Here is a 19,484-nt window from a genome sequence, read left to right on the forward strand (position 1 = left end):
GCATGTGGTCTCCCACGGCTCTTGGGAAGGAACGGCCGCAACCGCTCCATCTGCTCGTCCGTCAGCCAGTACAGATCGCTCATATCCAGTCCCCGGACGGAGCCTGAATCAGACGGCCTACCTCATATCAATGGGTCCTGACCCTAGTGTCCCCGCCCCTTCGGCGGCGAGCTGATGGCGCCGCGAGGCGGTCATCGACAACTTGGCGACCTCGGCCACGACGGCCCTGACACCCCGGTGCCGCCAACCCCTCCTCGAAGCACGCGAGGAGCGTGGCCTCGTCGGACAGTTCGGCGTGGATGACGCATCCCGGCGTTAGGCCAGCTTGCGCCAGCGCCGGGGTAAAGAGGTCCTAGCGCGTCACGCACCACAGGATCTGCCCGCGCGTGCGAGCGGCGATGCCGGCGACAAGGAACGCTCGATCGCGGAGCCGACCTTCGTGGCCGAGCCAAAAGCGGATCGCCCAGACCTGCGGCGGCTTCAGTACGAACTTGGCACCAACCGTGCGCCCTGCGTTCCAGGCCTTGCGTGCACTAGCAACCGAATCGAATGTCGAATATTCCATTGCCGTTCTCCCATGACCAGAATGGCCAAAGGAAGTTTCCAACTGGGGACGTGCTGCCGGATGCTTCCTTTCCGGGATCTTGGGCCGAAGGCCGAAAGAGAGCTCCTCAGCAACAATCGCTCAACGCTGCCGTCTACAGTCACGGAACAAGGCGAGTTTGTGTAGCGCGTGCGGTACATCACTCGCTCGAGGAAGCAGCGGCGGTTGTCCTAGCTCCCTCGGCGATCACATGAAGACCGAGCTCCCGCACGTGTGAACAACCCAAGTGACCAAGGGTTGTCCAAAACTCGCGCTTGAGGAGCTCGAGCGTTCGGTGGACACCGTCTTGCCCATCTGCTGCCAAGCCAAGGGCGATCAGGCGTCCGAGAGCGACGGCGTTGGCGCCAAGTGCGATCGCCAATGCGATGTCGCTTCCCCTGCGGACACCGGAATCGAGAATGATGGGGACGTTGCCTCCCACTGCCTTCCGAACCTTGGGAAGGATATCCAATGTCGCGGGAACCCGATCGATTGTGCGACCACCATAGTTCGATACGTAGAGGCCGATGGCTCCAGCTTCCATGGCCTTGCCAGCGTCCGCAACACCCGCAATGCCCTTCACGATGCACGGAAGTGGAGACTGCCGGATCACCCGTGCCGCCTGCTCCCACGTCCAGCGAGGCTGCTTGAAGTCGAGGAGTTCGTGCAACGCGGCTGGATCCGACTTGCCGGGTCCGAAGTTCGAAGGCCCCGTCTCGCCTCGAATGCTGAAGCGGTCCTCCATCATCCTCTCGCGCCACTGCCGGATCGGCGAGTAGGTGACGCAGATATGTCGGTAGCCCGCAGCCTTGGCCCGCTCGATCAGAGCAAGGACGCCGTCTTCGCTACCGACAAACGTCATCTGGAAGATGGACGCGACGTTCGACACCCCTGCCACCTCTTCAAGAGAGTGGCCAGCCGCGACCGGGACCATCTGATGGATACCAGCGGCCTCGGCGGCGCGGCCGATCGCGAGATGCCCATCCGGGTGGAACTGACGCTCGCCACCCCCGAACGGGGCGATGAAGGCGGGGAAGCTCAGATCATATCCCAGAACGCGAGTGCTCGTGTCAGGGTTCGCGACCCCGGCAAAGAGCGGGGTATCGAAGCGCGGACGGTCGAAGGCGTCCGTATTCTCGCGCAGCGTAACCTCGTCACCCGTCCCGCACCAAAGATAGTTCCAATCGATCTGTGACAGACGCCGCTCAGCGTCACGACGCAGGCCACGCAACGTCGTATATCGCTCGTTCGTCGCGTAGCGATCATCCACCCGGCTCGGCTGATCCGTCATCGCCCGTTCACCCGTCAGATCTTGGCGGCGATCAGGACAACCTCGATCAGGCGCTTGGGATCGCCGAGATCGGCCACGCCGATCGTGGCGCGCGACGGCAGGTCGTCTTCACCGATCCATTCCAGCCAAGCCTCGTTCATGGCTTCCTTCGCAGTCATATCGGTCAGGTAGATGCGAGCCGACAGAATATGCCGCTTGTCCGAGCCCACTTCTGCCAAAACGGCATCGAGCTTGGCGCAGGTCTCGAGCGTCTGCCCCTTCATGTCGAGCGATAGGTCGCCGGCGGCGTGACCGCCGAGATAAAGAACGCCGTTGTGCTCAACGACGCCGTGCATGATGCGGTGCTTGCGGTGACGGGTGATCATGAGGTTGGTATCCATGCAAAAGGGAATTGGAATGGGCCGCGATTAGGCAGCGGTGGGTTGGTAGCGATCCAGCGGGACAGCGAGCCCCTCGCCGGTCACGACTTGCGCCAGCAGCAGACCGGCAAAGGGTCCGACGGTCAGACCGGACGCACCCAAACCGTTGCCGATCACCAGTCCATCCATGCCCGGAACGCGACCGAGGATCGGCCGGATCGTGCCGGCCGCAGGACGGAAGCCGATCCGTGTCTCGATATGCGTTGCGTTTGCCAGCCCTGGCGCGATGGAAAGGCCGGCCTGCAACACCTCCATCTGACCGGCCGCGGTGACGCGGTAGTCGAAGCCTGAACCGTCCTCGCGCGTCGCACCGATCACGACTCGCGAGTCGTCGAACGCCAGCATGTAGTGGCTGCCCATGGGGAGCAGGACCGGCCAGCGGGATGTGTCGACGCCCGGTAGACCGAGATGCACGATCTGCCCCTTCTGAGGCTGGACCGGATGATCAAGTCCGAGCGGACGAAGGATCTGAGCTGCCCAAGCGCCTGCCGTAACGACGATCTCGTCCGCCGCGATGATCGCGCCGTCGCTCGCGCGGCATTGGGGCCGCCCTTCACGAAGCTCGAGCGATACGTGATCGCGACGTAGATGAGCGCCCATCGAGACCGCCGCCCGGACCATGCTGGCCGCCAGCAGCCGTGAATCGACGCGGGCGCCACCGGGAATATGGATGGCGTCAAGATCGTCGCGCAGCGGCGGAAAGAGACCACGCGCCTCGGTAGCTGTAACGCGGCGCGCCGCTCCCGCTTCCGGTGCATCGGCGATCCGTCGCATGACGCGCTCTTCGGCGGCATCAAGTTCGGCGGGATCCTCGGCGACCACCAGTGCACCCACCTTGCCGTAGCCAAGTTGGGTCTCGCCCCGGTCCCGCAGCCCGGCAACGAGTTCATCGTAGTACCGGGCACCCAACGCATACATTCGGTACCATTCCGGCTCGTCGGCCTTGGTCGCCCAAGGACAGACGATACCAGCACCTGCCATTGTCGCCTTGCCCTGATGGACCTCATCGACGATCTCAACGTCTGCCCCCAACCGAGCGAGATGGTAGGCTGCGCTGGCACCCAGGATGCCGGCGCCGATGATCAAAACACGCATGTCATTCCATTCTGTCAGGTAGAGCTTCGGGTTATGGCCCGCAGCGCAATGGACGTCCCGTCCCCTATTCCACGCTCACGCCGGACAGACGGGTCGAACCAAAGATGGCCGGCTGGTAGTTCCGCACCGTCTTCGCGACCACGGTCAGCGCATCGGCACCGCCCAGAATCACGCCAGGCACCTCCTCATGGAAGCGCACTTGCGCTTGCTTGTAGAGCTTGTCGCGCTCAGCTTGGTCGGTGATCACACCCGCCCGGTTCAACAGGTCGATGAACTCGGCATCGCACCATGCACCGATGTTGGAAGGGCTCGGCTTTCCTTGAGAGTCGCAGCTGAAGTAGTTGTTCAGGATCTGGCTTGGATCGGGAAAGTCGTAGATCCCGCCGAACATACCAACCTTCGCCTCGCCGGCGCGCGAGCGCTGGATGTACTCCGCCCATTCGTAGCTGCGAATCTCTGCCTTCACGCCGATCGCTGCCCAGTCGGCTTGGATCAGTTCGGCGGCTCGGCGCCCGTTGGGCATGTAGGGTCGGGCCACTGGCACCGCCCAAAGCTCGGTCGGAAAGCCGTCGGGAAAGCCCGCTTCGGCCAGAAGGGCCTTGGCCCGGTCCGGATCGTAGGCGTGCGGTCCGATGTCCGGATCAAACCCCCATAGAGCAGGCGGCACGATCGCGCCCGTTGCATGTCCCATGCCACTGTAGACGATCTCAACGAGCTTGCGCAGATCGATCGCGCTTGCCAGTGCTTCGCGCACGCGCTTGTCTTGGAAGCGCTCGTCCCGGAAGTTGAAGTTGATGAAGCCGACCGAGGCGACCGGCGTCTCGACGAGATCCAGCGTTTGGCTCGACCGGATCGCGTCCGCATCCACCAGGTTGGGATAAAGGGCGACCTGACACTCGCCCGCCATGGCTCGCTGGAGGCGAACAGAGGCGTCCTGGCTGATGGCGAGGACGACGCCATCGACGGCCGGCGTGCGGGCCGCATCCCCGAGCGCTGCGCCCCACGTCCCGGCGAACGGCAGAAGGCGAACGGCCACGTCGGGCTGGTAGGCTTGCAACATGAACGGACCGGTTCCAACCGGATCCAGGTCGAAGCGCTCGGGCTGTCCGGCCGTCAGGAGCTTCCCGGCATACTCGGCCGAAGTGATGGCTAGCGACTGGTGCGCCATGATGCCGATGAACGGGGCCAGCGGGCGCTTGAGCCTGAACGTCACCGTCCGATCGTCGACCTTGGCGACCTCTTCCAGTTCATCGGCAAGCTTGGTGTTGAACGTGATGAAGTTGCCGCCGTTGACCTTGGCGTAGGGATGGTCCGCCTTCATCATGCGGTCGAAGGTGAAGACGACGTCGTCAGCGTTGAAGTCACGGCTTGGCGTGAAGTTGGATGTGGTTTGCCATTTGACGCCCGGCCGCAGCTTGAAGGTGTAGGTCCGTCCGTCGTCGGAAACCGTCCAGCTTTCGGCCAGCGACGGCTCGATCTCTGAGGATCCCGACTTCACCGACACCAGACCGTCGTAGATCTGGGTGAGGACGTAGGAGGTCGATCCGCTGCTCGTCAGCTCCGGATTGAACGTCTCCGGCGACGCCTCGATACAGACGGATAGGATGCCGGCTTGAGCTGAAGTCAGCGAGGCGGCGAGAAGTCCGGCAGCCCATGCGAACTTGATCATACCTGTCTCCTCAAACCCTGCCCGTTGGTGCCGTGGTGTTGGTTCCGCTGTCCCTGCGCGTTCACCGAACACGCAGAAGGGGGATCGATGGGAGTAGAAAATCCCGACATATGATTGTCAAATCGCTTGTTGTGCTACCAACATGACAAGAAGTTATGAGGCGAGACGAGGCTTATGAACACGCGGCAGTTGGAAGCCTTCCACGCAACGATTGCGACGGGATCGGCCACAAGGGCGGCCGAGCGTCTGGGCGTGTCTCAGCCCGCTGTGAGCAAGCTTCTGCGCAACCTGTCCGACAGCTGCGGCTTCGAGTTGTTCGCTCGCAGCGGAGGCCGGCTTGTCCCGACCTTGGAAGGACGTTTGATCGCGGCCGAGGTCGAGAGAATGTTCTCGGGCACGCAGCGTATTGCGCAACTGATAGAGGCTGTCCGCAATCAGGAGGCTGGTCAGGTCACGATTGCGGCTCCGGCGGCATTGGCTACACGGTACCTAGCGACCACTCTCGCCCCAATGATGCAGATTCAGAACGAACTGCGATTGACGATTCTCAGCCGAACATCTCCGCAGATCGCGGAACTCGTCGCGGCACAGCAAATCGACATTGGCCTTTCGCTGATCCCCTTCGATCATCCAAACGTGCAGGCGTCACCGATCATGCGCTTCAGCATGGTCTGCGTGATGCCTGCCGATCACCCGTTGGCTCACAATGCGGTGGTGCATGTTGAAGAGCTGGCCGGCGAGACGTTCATCGCTCTGGCCCGTGACGATTGCTCGCTCATGACGATCGATCGCGCCTTCCAGATGACCGGGGTCCAGAAGCGTAGCCGAATCGAGGTTCCCATGTCGGAGACGGCCTGTGCGTTCGTTGCGGCGGGTGCCGGCGTCTCCATCCTGCCACCGTTCGTCGGACTGGACTACGGTGAGGATCGCCTCGTGCGCCGCCCTCTCGAGCCCGACACGACGATGGACTTGTGGATGCTGACCCCAAACAGATCCGCATCCTCCCTGGCCGCGCGACGGGTTGCGGACTTTCTCAAAACCGCACTTGCGCCGTTCGACGCAGCGTCTCGGTGAACGTTTTGGGGCAAAAGCGATCAGGCGGCTTTTTGAGTTGGCCAAGCAGAAAGCTACCCATCCGCCCTCGACCCACCGCTATCCTTTGAGGTGCCATCACCGTGTCGCAGAAGCGGACGTAAAATCGTCCTGGCCTACCTACCTCACCTCGACCGATAGGCGGCAGGAGGCCGGCCCCGGCGTCGACACGTGCGAGCGCCGGGGAGCCATACTCATACCGTTCTGATCGTCCCGCCATCGATGACGAACTCGGCGCCATGGATGGCAGCGGCTCGGTCGGAGGCAAGGTAGGCGATCAGGTCGGCCACCTCTTCCGGCTCGGCGCCGCGCCCGATTGAGATGCCGCCAAGGGCATCGAGCACGGACCGACGCGCATCCTCGATCGTGCCGCCGTTGGCAGCTCGAAGCATCTCGAGGAAGTCCCCAGTGGCCTCCGTCATGATCCAGCCTGGAGAGACGGAGTTGACCCGCACGCCCTTGGGACCGAGTTCCTTCGAGATCGACTTGCTGTAGGTCCGTAGCGCAGCCTTTGCGGCGGCATAGCCTGTCGTGGACTCAGGCAGCGGCAGGACAGACTGGATTGAGGTGACGTGCACCACGGTACCCTCGCCTCGCTCCAGCATCGGCGGAATCAGAAGCCGATCGAGCCGGACGCTCGCCAGAAGATTGAGGTTGAGTTCGGCAAGCCAGTGGTCGTCCGTCAGCGCAGCGAAGCCACCTGCTGGCGATGCCGAGCCGCCGATGACATGGGCCAAGATGTCGATGCCGCCCAGCCGCTCGAGGGCTGCCTTGGCCAGCGCTTCTCCGCCCTCGGCGGTGGTCAAGTCCGCTTGGACGTATTCGACGCCCTCCATCGTGTCCTTGATCGTGCGGGCGGCGGTAACGACGCGGGCTCCGCCGGCAAGGAAGCGCTCGACCGTGGCGCGGCCCAGACCCTTGGTGCCGCCGCTGACCAAGACCCGCTTGCCGGCGAACTCGCTCGGATCCGCCCTCATGCCCGCACCGTGGTCTCGAGAGCCTTGATGGCGTCGTTCGCCATCGTGAAGCGATAGGTGAAGCGAAGCGGGCTGCCCGGGAACTCGCCGTGAGCGGGGCCTTCCAGCACGACACCGCTGTCTTCCACCTGAACGGTGTCGGGCGTGAAGACCGCCTTGACCGCAATCGCTTCCTCCTCGAGCAGCTTGCGGATCTCGGCGAGCCCTTCGTAGCGCTTGCCGTTGTCGATGAAGGTGGCATCGGGTCGGAAATGCTTCAGCATGCCTTCGAGGTCGAGACGTGCATTTGCCTCGATGTAGTCGGCGATCGGTTTGGGAAGGTTCAGCGACACGCTCATCTCCTTGGTGGTGATGAGGCTAAGCTAGCGATGGACTTGCACCCTGATAATCGAGACAAATCGGCATGCGGTGTCACGAAAAACGGGACAATGGCTCGTCATTCGCTCAGTGAGCTCGAAGCGGTTCTGGCCATCGTGCGATGCGGGTCGTTTCGGGCCGCGGCGCTTGAACTCGGCATGTCGACCACGAGCATCAGCAACGCGGTGGGCAAGCTCGAGCGCGAACTCGACGTGCGATTGTTCAACCGCACCACGCGCAGCGTCTCGTTGACCTATGCGGGACGAATCTTCGTCGCACAGATCAAGCCAGCGCTGGACGGCATCCAGAAAGCGATGAATACGGCGCGCTCTCAACAGGAGACGCCGTCCGGCACCTTGCGCATCAATGCCTTTGCGACCGCGGCGCGCGAGATCATGGCGCCGCTGATCCTGACCTACCTGCGGCGCTATCCGCAGGTTCATGTCGACATCGTCACCGAAGGTCGGCTCGTCGACGTCGTGGCGGCGGGCTTCGATCTGGGCGTGCGTAGCGCGGATCTTGTGCCCAGCGACGCGATCGCCATACCGCTGGGTCAGATGCGACGGATGGCGATTGCCGCCTCTCCCGCCTTTTTCGAGAACAGGCCGATTCCACAGTGGCCACAGGATCTGCTTTCCTACCCATGCGTCCGTGTGCGACTCCCGGATGGCGCCCTGTTCCGTTGGCGGTTCGAGAAGGGCGGCAAGGAAGTGCAACTCGATGTCGAGGGACCGATCACCCTCGACGAAGCATCCCTGGCGCGGATCGCGGTCACGAACGGCGTCGGGATCGGATATTTTATGGAAGCCGACGTCCGCGACGACATCACGGCAGGCCGCCTCGTTCGTATTCTCGAAGACTGGACGCCGCCACTCGCGCCGCTCTGCCTCTACTACTATAACCGGCGAAATTCGTCTGCCGCTTTCCAAGTCTTCATCGCACTCGCGCGTGACGTTGCCGCAGGACGGCTCGCGCAGCTCTGATGCTGCTGAGCGTCAGAAAGGCTGAGGCGGACGGCATGGCTCACAGATGCCACGGTGCGGTTGAAGCCGAGGATCGTCCGCTCTTTCCGCCGCCTTGCTCCGAAGCGGACCGGCAGGTATCCACCCATCTTTGTCTCGGCGTACGGGCGGGTTCGCAATCGCAAGCAAGAGCGCGGCGGCTCTCGCATCGAGCGGTGTGGCCACATGGCCGAGGCGAGCGTTTCTCGCTTGCGCTGATGCATACAACGCTGCCGGAGCAGTCAAGCGGCTAGCGGACGCCATCATCGCAGCCGTGACAGAGGTGCGACCGGATGCTTGCAGTTCTTCGTCCGCGCGTTCACGTCTCCCGGCCCGTCAGCCCGCCCCGTCGATGCGCACGCAGAAGCGCGTCGGGCTGTCGATCTCGCCGGGCCACATGCGGGTCAACATCTCCTCGGCTTCCTCGGAGCTCTCAAAGCGTGGCAGGCGGCTTTCAGCGTGGAAGCGGTTGGTGCGCTTCATGGCCTCGGCCGCCTGAACTTTTGCGACGGTCAGATGCTCGTCGGCCCGCATTGGTGTGCGGGTTGCGCCAGAATGAAGGACGGCGAAATGGCGGAAGCAGATCTCGCGCGCCGGAGCGGCATGAGCGAGGCGCGCATAGTGCGGCACCTCGCTCATACCGAGAAAGCGTTCCGGGTAGATGGACGATGCAGCAGACGCAGCTCCAGTTGCGCACAACCGAACGAGCGTTGCGATCGTACTCCGTCTCACACTCCACATTCTCACCCGCGGAAGCCAACTCCCTACGCAGGAGTTGAGGGGAGTTTGATAACGCAAGTGGCAACTCAACCACATCCAGGTATCGCAGTCGGACTAAACCAGGGGTTCTGGTGCTACCAACTCGTCGGCGGCATAGCGCACCATGCGGCAGCAAATCTCGTTGGTCTCAACCATGACCTTCAGAATGTCCTGCAGGTCCATCATGCGATCGTAGGTAGCCTCCAGCAACTCGCGAGCGCCGGCTTTGTCTGATTCACTTGGTATTCTTCCTCCCCTGTTTGGAAAAGAAGTACCATACCTTAGGGTTGTGTAAACCCAACCTATAGTTATCATGTATCCTGTGGAAATTAAGGCCTCGTGAGTGGACGTATAAAATTATTCCAAGAATGCTCGGTGGTGGAAGTGTGCTCCTGATATTCGGCTAGCGCCGTTGAATGAAGGCGTGGGGGTGCCTCAGCCTCATTTGGTTGAGAGGCTGGTTCCAATCGGATCGCGCTGCCATTTCGTCCTTGGGACTGAGATCAAAGCTTCTGTGTCCGCAACGAAACCGCCGGATACCGCTCGAGAGCCTTCGCCAACCCCGTCAAATAGGCTCTGATCTCGTCGTCTTGGACGCGTTCGAGTGCGGCCTGCAGTTCATCGCCAGCACCATCGCTGTGGTTGAGATCGACCGGCGCAGACCTCCCTTCCATAGCGGCAGAACAGCCGGAAAAGAAGAATGCTGTCTCAAACCCCAAGCTGTCTGCAACTCTAAATAGTATACTTGCGCTGATGCGATTCTTACCCGTCTCGTACTTTCGAACCTGTTGGTAGGTAAGGCCCAACTCCGCGGAGAGTGCCATCAACGTCATCCCTCGATACTGACGAGCAGCTTTGATCCGATCTCCAATGCTGCGCTCAATCTCGTCGCTTGGTCGCATGGTCTGAACTCTATTCGGAATGACAAAAAGACGGTCGGGTGCGTGAATGCAAGCTACAACTCGTGAGTTCCGTATTTCAACCCACACGCATGGTTTCGATACCCTAGGTTATAAGGCTATCACCGAGTTGATGCTCCGATGGGGGTTTGAGGAATGGCATGGATCGACGCAGCCCGTTACCTTTGGTGCCGACTTATGACTTTTTGGGTGTCTGGACCTGGAACGTAACGACCGGCATCGTCATCGCTTGCAGCGACGTCTGCCGCTACGCAGACATTCCGATCAAGGCCGGGATCCATGGGGTATCGACCGAACGCTTCCTGGCTGCGATCCATCCAGACGATCACGACGCCCTGGCCCGCAGCGTTGAGCAAGCGCTGCATGGAGATGATTTTTTCGTCGCCGAGTATCGCATCACCAGTACAGAGCACGGCACAGTCCGAGTCCGATCCATGGGACGATGCTTTCGAGATCCATCCGGCAACCCGACCCACATATCCGGACATCTCAGCCGCGTCAGTGCTGCACAAGACGTGAAAGCGGACGATGATGCGGTTTTGGCAGATGTGATCGAGCATCTCATCGATGCTCGCAACGCTGCGGAAAGCCTGTCGACGCCTGTCCTTTTCAAATTGATCTCGGCCGTCCTTCTTGAGGCCGGTTACCACATCGCAGCTCTTCTGCGACGGAACTGAACCAAAAGGACCAACGGCCACACCGGTGGTCAACTCCTCGGCCAATACGCGGATGGTGATGCCATTCAGGCTTGCATCACGATCGGCGAGGCGTGTCGGCTTTTCGCTTTGGACTGGCCGGAAGCAGACAGCTTTCCACCCGGTCACGCCGATCGACGCCGAGAAAGCGGACGCTCGGAAGCGGTCCATCCGCTATGCGACCCAACAAAGACATAGGTGCCCAATGCTGAGCTGTCCCAAAAGCAGACCTTGGGAAGGGCAATAGCAACACTAAAACTTCCAAGTTCGGATCAGCATCGACAAGAAACGCTCGGCGGCTGGGGAGAGCCGTCCGTTGCGCCGTTGAACGATACCGATCGTGCGGGTCACGATGGGATCGATGATGGGCCGTGTGATGAGGAAGGGATGATCGTCTTGAGGGGTGGCCAAGCGAGGCAGAACCGATATGCCGAGGCCGGCTTCAACAAGGCCCAGCGAGGTGTTCAGGTGCGTCACCTCGTAGAACCAGTTGAGCTTCAGTTTCTCCTTGGCAAGGCTGGCGTCCAGAAGGGTTCGATTACCGCTGGAGCGGTCGACGACGATCAGCCGGTGCCCCTCCAAATGGGACCATGTCAGTTCGGCGTATCGGGAAAGTTCGTGGTCCTTCCGCATGGCGAGAACGAAGGGATCGTCGATCAAGGGTTCGAAATCGAGATCAGGGTCCGAGTTCCCCATCAGATTGATGCCGAACTCAACCTCACCTCGCGCGACCGCCCGCAGCCCGTCATTGGCGGTGAGGTCTAGGATGCGAAAGCGAATATGGGGAAACTCCTCGTTGAAGCGGCGCACCACCTTGGGCAGGAAGTAGAACGCGGCGGTCGGGAGGCATGCCATCGTGATCAGGCCGCGGTGCTGGCTGCCCGTATCCTTCAGCGCAAAGAGGGAGCCGTCGAACTCCTCCAGCATTCGGCGAACCAAGGGCATCAACTCTTGCCCCATGGCGGTGGGCGCGACGTGGCGCGTGGTCCTTTCGAGGAGCGGCGCGCCGATAGAGGCTTCAAGCTTTTGGATCCGTCGCGTCAGAGCGGGCTGCGACATGTTCAGGGCCTCAGCGGCCCGGTGAAAGCTTTCAAGCTCGACGACGTTCTGAAAGGCGCGCAAGTCGAGTATCTCGCAATTAATGCGCATATTGCAATAATCCTGCCACTCTTTGCATTTCACTAATCGCTGTCATACCGCCACATAGCAATAAAGCAACGGATTGTTCCGTTCGCCGAATAATTGGTGTGGCAATGAACGACTTGACCCGAATCCCTTGTGTTTTGATGCGTGGTGGAACCTCGCGCGGTCCGTTCTTTATCGCGTCCGATCTTCCGAGCGATCCGGCTGAGCGGGATGCCACGCTCCTGTCGATCATGGGATCGGGTCACCCGCTGCAGATCGACGGAATCGGCGGTGGAAATCCCGTGACCAGCAAGGTCGCGATCATCGGTCCGGGCAGCGTCGCGAATGCAGATGTCGACTACCTGTTCGCACAGGTCCGCAACGATCGGCAGATGGTGGACTATTCGCCCAATTGCGGAAACATGCTCGCGGCGGTGGGTCCGTTCTCGATCGAAGCGGGCCTCGTCACCGCCAGCGAAGGACACACCCTCGTCCGCATCCACAACGTCAACACCGGAAAGATCATCGTCGCCAAGGTTCCCACGCACGGTGGCGAGGTGACCTATCTCGGAGACGCCTCGATCGATGGTGTTCCCGGCCAAGCCGCGCCGATCGCCCTGACCTTCCTCGACGCGGCCGGCGCCAAGACCGGGAAGTTGCTTCCGACCGGGCACCCCTTGGATGTCATCGAAGGGGTAGAGGCGACCTGCATCGACTGCGCGATACCGATGGTGCTCGTGCGCGCCGGCGACCTTGGTGTCACCGGCTACGAGCGTGCCGACGAGCTTTCCGCCAATGCCGACCTCATGCAGCGCCTAGAGGCGATCCGGGTCGAGGCGGGACGGCGGATGGGCATGGGAGATGTATCCGATATGGTCATTCCGAAGCCGGTGCTGATCTCGGCTCCGACCAAGGGCGGCACGCTGAACGTACGCTATTTCATGCCTCATGAGTGCCACCCCTCGCTGGCGACCACAGGTGCGGTCGGCATCGCGACAGCCGCCATCACGCAGGGGACGATCGCTGCGAACCTTGTCGGTTCCCTGCCGCTTCCCGCGCGGATCGGCGTCGAGCACCCAGGCGGTCGCCTCGACGTCGAACTCGAAAATCGTAACGGCGTGACGGTCGCAGGGCTTCTGCGCACGGCTCGCCGACTGTTCGAAGGCTTCGCCTTCGCCAAGCCCGCCTCGCAACTCACGCGAGCAGCCTAGACCCGTCGCCCGGCCGCAGAGCCGGCCATCTTCAAGGGAGGAATTCCATGCGTCGTCTGCTTCTTGCTGCCACCGCCGTCCTGGCATTGGCCAACGTTGCCCATGCTCAGTCCGTGCGGATGAGCGTTGGCTCCTACAATCTCAACAACCTACCTTTCCCGGTAGCTTCGAGCCTTGGCTTCTATAAGGAAGAGGGCCTGGACGTTACGACCGAGAACTTCGCGCAGGGCGGCTCGAAGGTGCTGCAGGCACTGGTCGCCGGATCGACCGACGTTGCCGTCGGCTTCTACGATCACACGATCCAGATGCAGGCACAACGCAAGAACGTCGTCGGCTTCATTCAGCTCGCCCGCAACTCCGGCCTCGTTCTCGCAGGCACGAACGACACCGACTTCGATCCCGCCAAGCCCGAGACCATCAAGGGCAAGAAGGTGGGCATCACCTCTCCCGGTTCGTCGTCCGACTTCTTCGTGCGCTACTACCTTCAGCAGCACGGCATGGGCGAGAACGACGTGTCGATCATCGGTGTCGGCTCGGGCGCCGCAGCCGTGGCGGCCCTTCAGCAGGGCAAGATCGATCTTCTCGTGAACTACGATCCGGCCGCAACGATCGTTGTGGAGCGCGGGATCGGCAAGATCCTGATCGATGCGCGCAGCGACCAGGGCGCGAAGGAGGTCTACGGCGGCATCTATCCGACGTCGGTGCTCTACGCCAACCAGAGCTACATCGACCAGCACCCGGACGTGATCCAGAAGGTCACCAACGCCACCGTGAAGGCGCTGCACTGGATGAAGGCGCACAGCGCCGAGGAGATCGTGGAGCAACTGCCGTCCGACTTCGTGACCGGCGACCGGGAGACCTACGTGAAGGCCGTCGAGAATGCCAAGGCGATCTTCTCCGACGACGGCTCGTTCGTGGCGGCCGACCTCGAGACCCCGCTCGCCGTGCTTCGATCGTTCAACGACAGCGTCAAGAACGCCGACATCGACCTTTCCAAGACCTACACGAACACGTTCGTCGAGGCCGCCGGAAAGCAGGCGGCCAACTGAAGGATCGAACCATGTCGGCCACCGTGCGCAAGTTGCAACCCGTGTCTTCCCTGAATGCTTCCGGTACCCGACCGATGGTCGGTATCGAGAAGGTGACGATGGCCTTCGGGGACTTCGTCGCGGTTGAGAACGTCAATCTGGCAGTCGGCGACGGTGAGTTTCTCGCCATCGTCGGCCCCACCGGCTGCGGCAAGTCCACCATTCTGAACGCGATTGCCGGACTTCTGAAGCCGGCGGTCGGTGCCGTTTCCATCGATGGCGCGACGGTCTCGGGCGTCCAGAACGACATCGGCTATCTCTTCCAGCAGGATGCGCTCCTGCCTTGGAAGACGGCGTTCGAGAATGTCGAACTCGGCCTGATGTTCCGCCGCGTCGGCGCTGCCGAGCGGCGGGACAAGGCCATGGCCTGGCTCGAGAAGGTCGGACTCAAGGGCTTCGAGGGGCGTTATCCCCACCAACTCTCGGGCGGCCAGCGCAAGCGCGTCCAGATGGCCCAGGCCCTGATCACGGAGCCGAAGGTCATCCTGATGGACGAACCCTTCTCGGCGCTCGACATCCACACCCGCCACCTCATGCAGAACGAGCTCCTGCGCCTGTGGCAGGAGGACCGTCGCGCGGTGGTGATGATCACCCACGACCTCGAGGAGGCCATCGCGCTCGGCGACCGCGTGGTCGTGCTCGCGGCCGGTCCCAAGAGCCACATCATCGACAGCTTCCCCGTGGACCTCGAGCGGCCGCGCAACGTCGCGGAGATCAAGCTCGATCCCCGGTTCCTGACCCTTTATCGCGACATCTGGGCGTCGCTTCGTGGAGAAGTGGAGAAGAGCTATGCGCGGCGCTAACGTCCGGTTGATTCAGATCACCCTTCTGGTGGTCGTTCTTGGCGGCTGGGAGCTGGGCGTCGCGTCGGGCATCATTGACCGCTTCTTCTTTCCGGCGCCGCTCGACATCGTGAAGCAGGTCTTCGCTTGGGTGACCGAGCTCAGCTTCTACAACCATGTCTATATCACGCTGACCGAAACCGTTCTCGGCTACGTCATCGGAACAGGCCTCGGCGTCGCGGCCGGCGTGTGGCTCGGCCTCAGCCCCTTCATGGCGCGGGTGCTTGATCCGTTCATCAAGGGTCTCAACGCCATCCCGCGCGTCGTGTTGGCGCCGATCTTTGTTCTATGGCTCGGTCTCGGGCTCTGGTCGAAGGTCGCGCTCGCCGTGACGCTCGTGTTCTTCGTGACCTTCTTCAACGCCATGCAGGGCGTGAAGGAAGTGAACCCGGTGGTCCTGTCGAACGCCCGCATCCTCGGCGCCAGCCGTTCGGACCTGCTGCGCCACGTCTATTTCCCGGCGGCGGCGAGCTGGATCCTGTCGTCGCTTCGCACCTCGGTCGGCTTCGCCGTCGTCGGCGCGATCATCGGCGAGTATCTCGGCGCCTCGGCGGGCCTTGGCTACCTGATCGCGCGTTCGGAAGGCAACTTCGACGCAGTCGGCGTGTTCGCCGGCATCCTGATCCTGGCGCTGTTCGTTCTGGTGATCGACGTCCTTCTCGACTTCGTCGAGCGTCGCCTGATCACCTGGCGGCCGAACGCCGGCGAAGAGCGTCCAGCCTGACCGATCGACCTCCGGATCGTCACGCCGATCCATGATCCGAAGTATCCATCCACCCGACGGTTGTCCGTCGGGTGGATTTTTTCGTTATATTAGAACTCAAAGCCGCTTACCCAACTTTTGATAAATTACTAAACCGGATCATTATTTCGGATAACGCATCTATTATTGATTAGATTGCAATTATCTCTCGATAAAAACTATGCCAGCATTACGGTATCGGAGGCCAATCGGGAGGATAGCCGCGTGCCGTATTCCAGCGTATCGAGACGTTCGCTTCTAAAGGGTGTGGGCGGAGGGGTCGCGAGCCTCACCCTCGTGTCCGCTCTCGGCCTGCCCGCCGCAGCCCAGTCGAAGACCTCGGATGCATCCCGCATGGCGGTTACCGACAGCGGCCCCTTCCGGCCGGACGGGCTCTTGGATGTGGAACGCAGGCTCTACGAGATGCCGACCACGTCGCTGCTGGTCTACAGCGGCGACAAACCCGTCTACGAATACGGCAATGGCCGCGACGTGAGCTATCTGGCTTCGGCCCGCAAGAGCGTCCTATCGATGCTCTACGGCAAGTACGTCGCCGACGGTACCATCGACCTCGATGCGACGCTGGCCGATCTCGATATCCAGGACAACGAGACTTTGAGTGATGCGGAGCGGCAGGCGACCGTTCGCGACCTCCTCTCGTCCAGTTCCGGCGTCTACCATCCGGCCGGCAGTCCGGGTGGCAACGACAACAATCCGCCTCGCGGCAGCAAGCCGCACGGCACCTATTTCCAGTACAACAACTGGGACTTCAACGTCCTTGGCGCGATCTTCGAAAAACGAACAGGCCAGAAGATTTTCGAAGCATTGAAGCGCGACCTTGCCGATCCGCTGGGCTTCCAAGACTACGATCTCGGGCGTCAGAAGATGCTGGGCTACGGCGACCGGTCGCGGTTCCTGGCCTATCACATGTTCCTGTCGGCCCGCGACATGGGCAAGCTTGGCCAGCTCATGCTGCGCAAGGGCGAATGGAACGGGCGCCAGCTCGTGCCCGCCGAATGGGTGGCCGAGAGCACGAAACCGCGTTTCACGCCGGAAGAGACGCGCGATTCCGCCGGCTATGCCTATCTCTGGTGGATCCCCGATCGGAAGGGCGCGGCCTGGGAAGGCTCCTTCTACGCCAACGGCAATCTCGGTCAGTACATCCTCTGCCTGCCAGCCATCGACACGGTGGTCGTGCATCGCCGCGCGGTGACGGACCAGTACGCCATGGCCCGCAATCTCGGCGAGACCACTTTCCTCCCCGCCGGTGTCAAGGCGACCGCCTTCCTCGACATCGCCGATGCGATCGTCGCCAGCTACGGCTGACACGCAAACGCGATCTTCGATCGAGCACGCGGCGAAACTTGCGCCGCGCTACGGTTTCTTCAGTTCAAGGACATGTCCATGTTCATGCGTTCGACCCTGCTCTGGGTGGGAGTTCTGATCGTTTCCACGTCCGACGGCGCGCTGGCGGCCGGCCTTGACCGGCAGGCCTGCGAGGCGCTTTCGTCGTCCGGCATCCCCGCCGACGCCATCAGCCTCAAGACGGGAGGCGCGGCGATCTCGAGCGCGCGCTGGACCGACCTTTCCGGCTCCGCCCCCTTCTGCAAGGTCTCGGGGAAGGTGCTGCCGGTCGACCCGGAAGCGCCGCCGATCTCCTGGGAGGTTGACCTCCCCTCCATCTGGAACGGCCGGATGCTGCAATATGGCGGGGGCGGCTACAACGGCATCCTCCCGGAGACCACGAAAGCCTCGATCCACGGGCCGCTCGATCGCCCCGTGCCGCTGGCACAGGGCTACGTGACCTTCGGGTCCGACAGCGGGCACACCGCGCAGAACACGAACGACGCGTCCTTCGCCAAGAACGACGAGGCGCTCGTCAATTACGCCTACATGCATATTCGCAAGACGCGCGACGTCGCGGCATGGCTGGTAGATACGGCCTACGGCCAGGCGCCGAAGGCCACGTACTTTGCCGGCGGCTCGACCGGGGGGCGCGAGGCTCTGACCGCGGCGCTGCGCTGGCCCGACATCTACGACGGTATCATCTCCTACTACCCCACGGCCAACTTCGTCGGCCTGCGCCTCTGGGGCGCCGCCCTCAACCGGGCGATCTACGACGACAACTCGGCCGGATGGATCGCACCAAACCTCGTGAAGGCGATCGCCGACTACGCGACCGCCCAGTGCGACGAGCTCGACGGGGCGAAGGACGGGCTCGTGAGCAACGTGGACGCCTGCCGCGCGCGCTCGCAGGACGTGATCGACCACTTCGCCTGCAAGGACGGCAAACGCGACGAGAGCTGCCTCACGCCCGTCCAGATCGACCGGACGATCAAGGTCTACCACGAGGGCTACAGCCTGCCCTACAAGCTGGCCAACGGCTTCGACCGGTATCCCGGTTACAACAGCCTCGAGGGGATCACGATGAACCTCGGCAAGCAGGCAGCCTACGCCGAGCCCGTGATCTCCGGCCCGAACGCCCATCACGCGGCCCGCGCCTACGAGTTCTTCCAGCACTTTGTCGGCCGCGACGGCAAGTTCGACTACCGCAGCTTCGACATCACGAACCCCGGTCCGTACAAAGACCGGCTGCTTGAGATCTCGCAAATGGCTGATGCCAACAACCCGGACCTTTCTGCGTTTCAGCAAGCTGGCGGAAAACTCATCCTTGTTCAGGGTAGCGAAGACCCGAGCGTTACCCCGCTCGGCACCGTGGCCTACTACGAGAAGGTCCGCGAGACGATGGGGGTGGACAAGGCGTCGACCTTCGTCCGTTTCTACATGTTGCCGGGTCTCGCCCATGGCGGAGGCAAATTCGCCCCCACCTGGGACAGTTTGGCCGCCCTCGACAACTGGGTCGTGAACGACATCGCGCCGGAGGGTTACGTCGCCACAGACACGACCGAAACACCGACGCGCGGCCGGACCCTGCCAGTCTGCACCTATCCGACCTGGCCTCGCTTCGAGGGCAAGGGCGACGTTCGGGACGCCGCCAACTTCACCTGCGCGTCCGACAAGTAGGAACGCAAACTCGCCTCGGCTGGCTAATAGCCGAGGCGAGCATCACGATGCCGTGTCGATCAAGCACCATTGCTAGGAGACCGGACGAAGACACTTCCGTTCAAGCGATCGTCTGCTTCCGATTTTTTCATGCTGAAACCGGACTGTCCGTAAACGACCCTTCCCGGACGTCTCGGCTAGGGTTCCGACGTCCGCGAAGCGGACAGTCTCAAATCACCTCATCGAACGTTCTGCAGTCACGTAGGCTGTCCTTGGACAATCGGCGCAACGCAGTCGGCGAGGATGCGATCGGGCGGGTGCTTCCAGATCCTGTGGGAAAACACCTCCACTTCCGTCAGCCCGCGATCGCCCGCGTCGCGCACGAAGCCACCGATGCTTTCGAGGTCGATGACCCTCTCGCCTGGCAGGCCGCGCTCCATCAGAAGATCGCCCGTGGCCACAAGCAAATCGTTGACGTGATAGGCAAGGATGCGCCCTTCCCGGCCCGCCCTCGTGATCGCCTCCGGCAGTTCGGGGTCCCACCATGTGTGGTACACGTCGATCGCGCTCCCGAGATGCGACGTTCGGGCGGGCCGCGAGACGGATATCTTCTAC

General features: G+C 62.2%; 19 protein-coding genes and 2 pseudogenes. 9 read left to right on the top strand and 12 right to left on the bottom strand.

The window, feature by feature from the left end; translation table 11 throughout:
• From AUL35_RS22040 to AUL35_RS07835, 6 genes and pseudogenes are all read right to left on the bottom strand, one after another.
• Window positions 1–83, bottom strand: a pseudogene (locus AUL35_RS22040) (IS5/IS1182 family transposase); the annotation flags it as partial.
• A 58-nt stretch (window positions 84–141) separates the two neighbouring features.
• Window positions 142–418 (bottom strand): annotated as a pseudogene (locus tag AUL35_RS21540) (damage-inducible protein); the annotation flags it as partial.
• 325 nt (window positions 419–743) lie between these two features.
• A complete protein-coding gene (locus AUL35_RS07820) occupies window positions 744–1,874 on the bottom strand; it encodes an alpha-hydroxy acid oxidase (protein ID WP_062013742.1) in 1,131 nt (376 codons plus the stop codon).
• Window positions 1,875–1,888: 14 nt separating this feature from the next.
• Window positions 1,889–2,239, bottom strand: a complete 351-nt coding sequence (locus AUL35_RS07825; RefSeq protein ID WP_062013744.1) for a RidA family protein — start codon at window positions 2,237–2,239, stop codon at window positions 1,889–1,891.
• Between the two features lie 42 nt (window positions 2,240–2,281).
• On the bottom strand, window positions 2,282–3,388 hold the full coding sequence (locus AUL35_RS07830) for an FAD-binding oxidoreductase (RefSeq protein WP_062013746.1): 1,107 nt from the start codon (window positions 3,386–3,388) through the stop codon (window positions 2,282–2,284).
• 64 nt (window positions 3,389–3,452) lie between these two features.
• Window positions 3,453–5,057, bottom strand: a complete 1,605-nt coding sequence (locus AUL35_RS07835) for an ABC transporter substrate-binding protein (RefSeq protein WP_062013748.1) — start codon at window positions 5,055–5,057, stop codon at window positions 3,453–3,455.
• A 174-nt stretch (window positions 5,058–5,231) separates the two neighbouring features.
• Here AUL35_RS07835 and AUL35_RS07840 point away from each other — a divergent pair, with 174 nt between their 5' ends.
• Window positions 5,232–6,131, top strand: a complete 900-nt coding sequence (locus AUL35_RS07840; protein ID WP_062013750.1) for a LysR substrate-binding domain-containing protein — start codon at window positions 5,232–5,234, stop codon at window positions 6,129–6,131.
• A 212-nt stretch (window positions 6,132–6,343) separates the two neighbouring features.
• On the opposite strand, the gene AUL35_RS07845 is transcribed toward AUL35_RS07840, so the two are convergent.
• Entirely contained in the window at window positions 6,344–7,126 is a 783-nt protein-coding gene (locus tag AUL35_RS07845; RefSeq protein ID WP_062013752.1) for an SDR family oxidoreductase, read from the bottom strand.
• Window positions 7,123–7,458, bottom strand: coding sequence for a nuclear transport factor 2 family protein (locus AUL35_RS07850; protein ID WP_062013754.1), 336 nt, complete (start codon window positions 7,456–7,458; stop codon window positions 7,123–7,125). Before AUL35_RS07850 ends, AUL35_RS07845 begins: the two co-directional genes overlap by 4 nt.
• A 96-nt stretch (window positions 7,459–7,554) precedes the next feature.
• Between AUL35_RS07850 and AUL35_RS07855 the strand changes: the two genes are divergently transcribed.
• Window positions 7,555–8,466 (top strand): LysR family transcriptional regulator, encoded by a 912-nt coding sequence (locus AUL35_RS07855; RefSeq protein ID WP_062013756.1) that lies wholly within the window; start codon window positions 7,555–7,557, stop codon window positions 8,464–8,466.
• A 354-nt stretch (window positions 8,467–8,820) separates the two neighbouring features.
• On the opposite strand, the gene AUL35_RS07860 is transcribed toward AUL35_RS07855, so the two are convergent.
• Entirely contained in the window at window positions 8,821–9,123 is a 303-nt protein-coding gene (locus AUL35_RS07860) for a DNA/RNA non-specific endonuclease (protein WP_062013758.1), read from the bottom strand.
• Between the two features lie 623 nt (window positions 9,124–9,746).
• Window positions 9,747–10,145: a helix-turn-helix transcriptional regulator gene (locus AUL35_RS07865; RefSeq protein WP_082666190.1), complete on the bottom strand. Its 399-nt coding sequence runs from the start codon at window positions 10,143–10,145 to the stop codon at window positions 9,747–9,749.
• Between the two features lie 158 nt (window positions 10,146–10,303).
• Here AUL35_RS07865 and AUL35_RS21545 point away from each other — a divergent pair, with 158 nt between their 5' ends.
• Window positions 10,304–10,840, top strand: coding sequence for a PAS domain-containing protein (locus AUL35_RS21545; RefSeq protein ID WP_082666191.1), 537 nt, complete (start codon window positions 10,304–10,306; stop codon window positions 10,838–10,840).
• 270 nt (window positions 10,841–11,110) lie between these two features.
• Here the strand turns inward: AUL35_RS21545 and AUL35_RS07870 are convergent, their stop codons facing one another.
• A complete protein-coding gene (locus tag AUL35_RS07870; RefSeq protein WP_062013762.1) occupies window positions 11,111–12,007 on the bottom strand; it encodes a LysR family transcriptional regulator in 897 nt (298 codons plus the stop codon).
• A 104-nt stretch (window positions 12,008–12,111) separates the two neighbouring features.
• Between AUL35_RS07870 and AUL35_RS07875 the strand changes: the two genes are divergently transcribed.
• From AUL35_RS07875 to AUL35_RS07900, 6 genes are all read left to right on the top strand, one after another.
• Entirely contained in the window at window positions 12,112–13,194 is a 1,083-nt protein-coding gene (locus AUL35_RS07875; protein ID WP_062013764.1) for a 4-oxalomesaconate tautomerase, read from the top strand.
• A gap of 47 nt (window positions 13,195–13,241) precedes the next feature.
• Complete coding sequence (locus AUL35_RS07880) at window positions 13,242–14,243, top strand: ABC transporter substrate-binding protein (RefSeq protein ID WP_062013766.1); 1,002 nt, start codon at window positions 13,242–13,244, stop codon at window positions 14,241–14,243.
• A gap of 74 nt (window positions 14,244–14,317) precedes the next feature.
• Window positions 14,318–15,085, top strand: a complete 768-nt coding sequence (locus tag AUL35_RS07885; protein ID WP_062013768.1) for an ABC transporter ATP-binding protein — start codon at window positions 14,318–14,320, stop codon at window positions 15,083–15,085.
• Window positions 15,072–15,848, top strand: a complete 777-nt coding sequence (locus AUL35_RS07890; protein WP_062013770.1) for an ABC transporter permease — start codon at window positions 15,072–15,074, stop codon at window positions 15,846–15,848. The genes AUL35_RS07885 and AUL35_RS07890 overlap by 14 nt, the downstream gene beginning before the upstream one ends.
• A 174-nt stretch (window positions 15,849–16,022) precedes the next feature.
• Window positions 16,023–17,192: a serine hydrolase gene (locus tag AUL35_RS07895; protein ID WP_244493699.1), complete on the top strand. Its 1,170-nt coding sequence runs from the start codon at window positions 16,023–16,025 to the stop codon at window positions 17,190–17,192.
• 78 nt (window positions 17,193–17,270) lie between these two features.
• Window positions 17,271–18,890: a tannase/feruloyl esterase family alpha/beta hydrolase gene (locus tag AUL35_RS07900; protein WP_244493700.1), complete on the top strand. Its 1,620-nt coding sequence runs from the start codon at window positions 17,271–17,273 to the stop codon at window positions 18,888–18,890.
• A 236-nt stretch (window positions 18,891–19,126) separates the two neighbouring features.
• Here the strand turns inward: AUL35_RS07900 and AUL35_RS07905 are convergent, their stop codons facing one another.
• Window positions 19,127–19,477, bottom strand: coding sequence for a TIM barrel protein (locus tag AUL35_RS07905; RefSeq protein WP_374754480.1), 351 nt, complete (start codon window positions 19,475–19,477; stop codon window positions 19,127–19,129).
• Between the last annotated feature and the right edge of the window lie 7 nt (window positions 19,478–19,484).

Source organism: Aureimonas sp. AU4, from assembly GCF_001463765.1.
In the GTDB taxonomy this organism is placed as follows: Bacteria; Pseudomonadota; Alphaproteobacteria; order Rhizobiales; family Rhizobiaceae; genus Aureimonas.

Coding starts and splice junctions, on each gene's coding strand:
- AUL35_RS07820 (WP_062013742.1), bottom strand. CDS start 1,874: ATGACGGATCAGCCGAGCCGGGTGGATGATCGCTACGCGACGAACGAG.
- AUL35_RS07825 (WP_062013744.1), bottom strand. CDS start 2,239: ATGATCACCCGTCACCGCAAGCACCGCATCATGCACGGCGTCGTTGAG.
- AUL35_RS07830 (WP_062013746.1), bottom strand. CDS start 3,388: ATGCGTGTTTTGATCATCGGCGCCGGCATCCTGGGTGCCAGCGCAGCC.
- AUL35_RS07835 (WP_062013748.1), bottom strand. CDS start 5,057: ATGATCAAGTTCGCATGGGCTGCCGGACTTCTCGCCGCCTCGCTGACT.
- AUL35_RS07840 (WP_062013750.1), top strand. CDS start 5,232: ATGAACACGCGGCAGTTGGAAGCCTTCCACGCAACGATTGCGACGGGA.
- AUL35_RS07845 (WP_062013752.1), bottom strand. CDS start 7,126: ATGAGGGCGGATCCGAGCGAGTTCGCCGGCAAGCGGGTCTTGGTCAGC.
- AUL35_RS07855 (WP_062013756.1), top strand. CDS start 7,555: ATGGCTCGTCATTCGCTCAGTGAGCTCGAAGCGGTTCTGGCCATCGTG.
- AUL35_RS07860 (WP_062013758.1), bottom strand. CDS start 9,123: ATGAGCGAGGTGCCGCACTATGCGCGCCTCGCTCATGCCGCTCCGGCG.
- AUL35_RS07865 (WP_082666190.1), bottom strand. CDS start 10,145: ATGCGACCAAGCGACGAGATTGAGCGCAGCATTGGAGATCGGATCAAA.
- AUL35_RS21545 (WP_082666191.1), top strand. CDS start 10,304: ATGGATCGACGCAGCCCGTTACCTTTGGTGCCGACTTATGACTTTTTG.
- AUL35_RS07870 (WP_062013762.1), bottom strand. CDS start 12,007: ATGCGCATTAATTGCGAGATACTCGACTTGCGCGCCTTTCAGAACGTC.
- AUL35_RS07875 (WP_062013764.1), top strand. CDS start 12,112: ATGAACGACTTGACCCGAATCCCTTGTGTTTTGATGCGTGGTGGAACC.
- AUL35_RS07880 (WP_062013766.1), top strand. CDS start 13,242: ATGCGTCGTCTGCTTCTTGCTGCCACCGCCGTCCTGGCATTGGCCAAC.
- AUL35_RS07885 (WP_062013768.1), top strand. CDS start 14,318: ATGGTCGGTATCGAGAAGGTGACGATGGCCTTCGGGGACTTCGTCGCG.
- AUL35_RS07890 (WP_062013770.1), top strand. CDS start 15,072: ATGCGCGGCGCTAACGTCCGGTTGATTCAGATCACCCTTCTGGTGGTC.
- AUL35_RS07900 (WP_244493700.1), top strand. CDS start 17,271: ATGTTCATGCGTTCGACCCTGCTCTGGGTGGGAGTTCTGATCGTTTCC.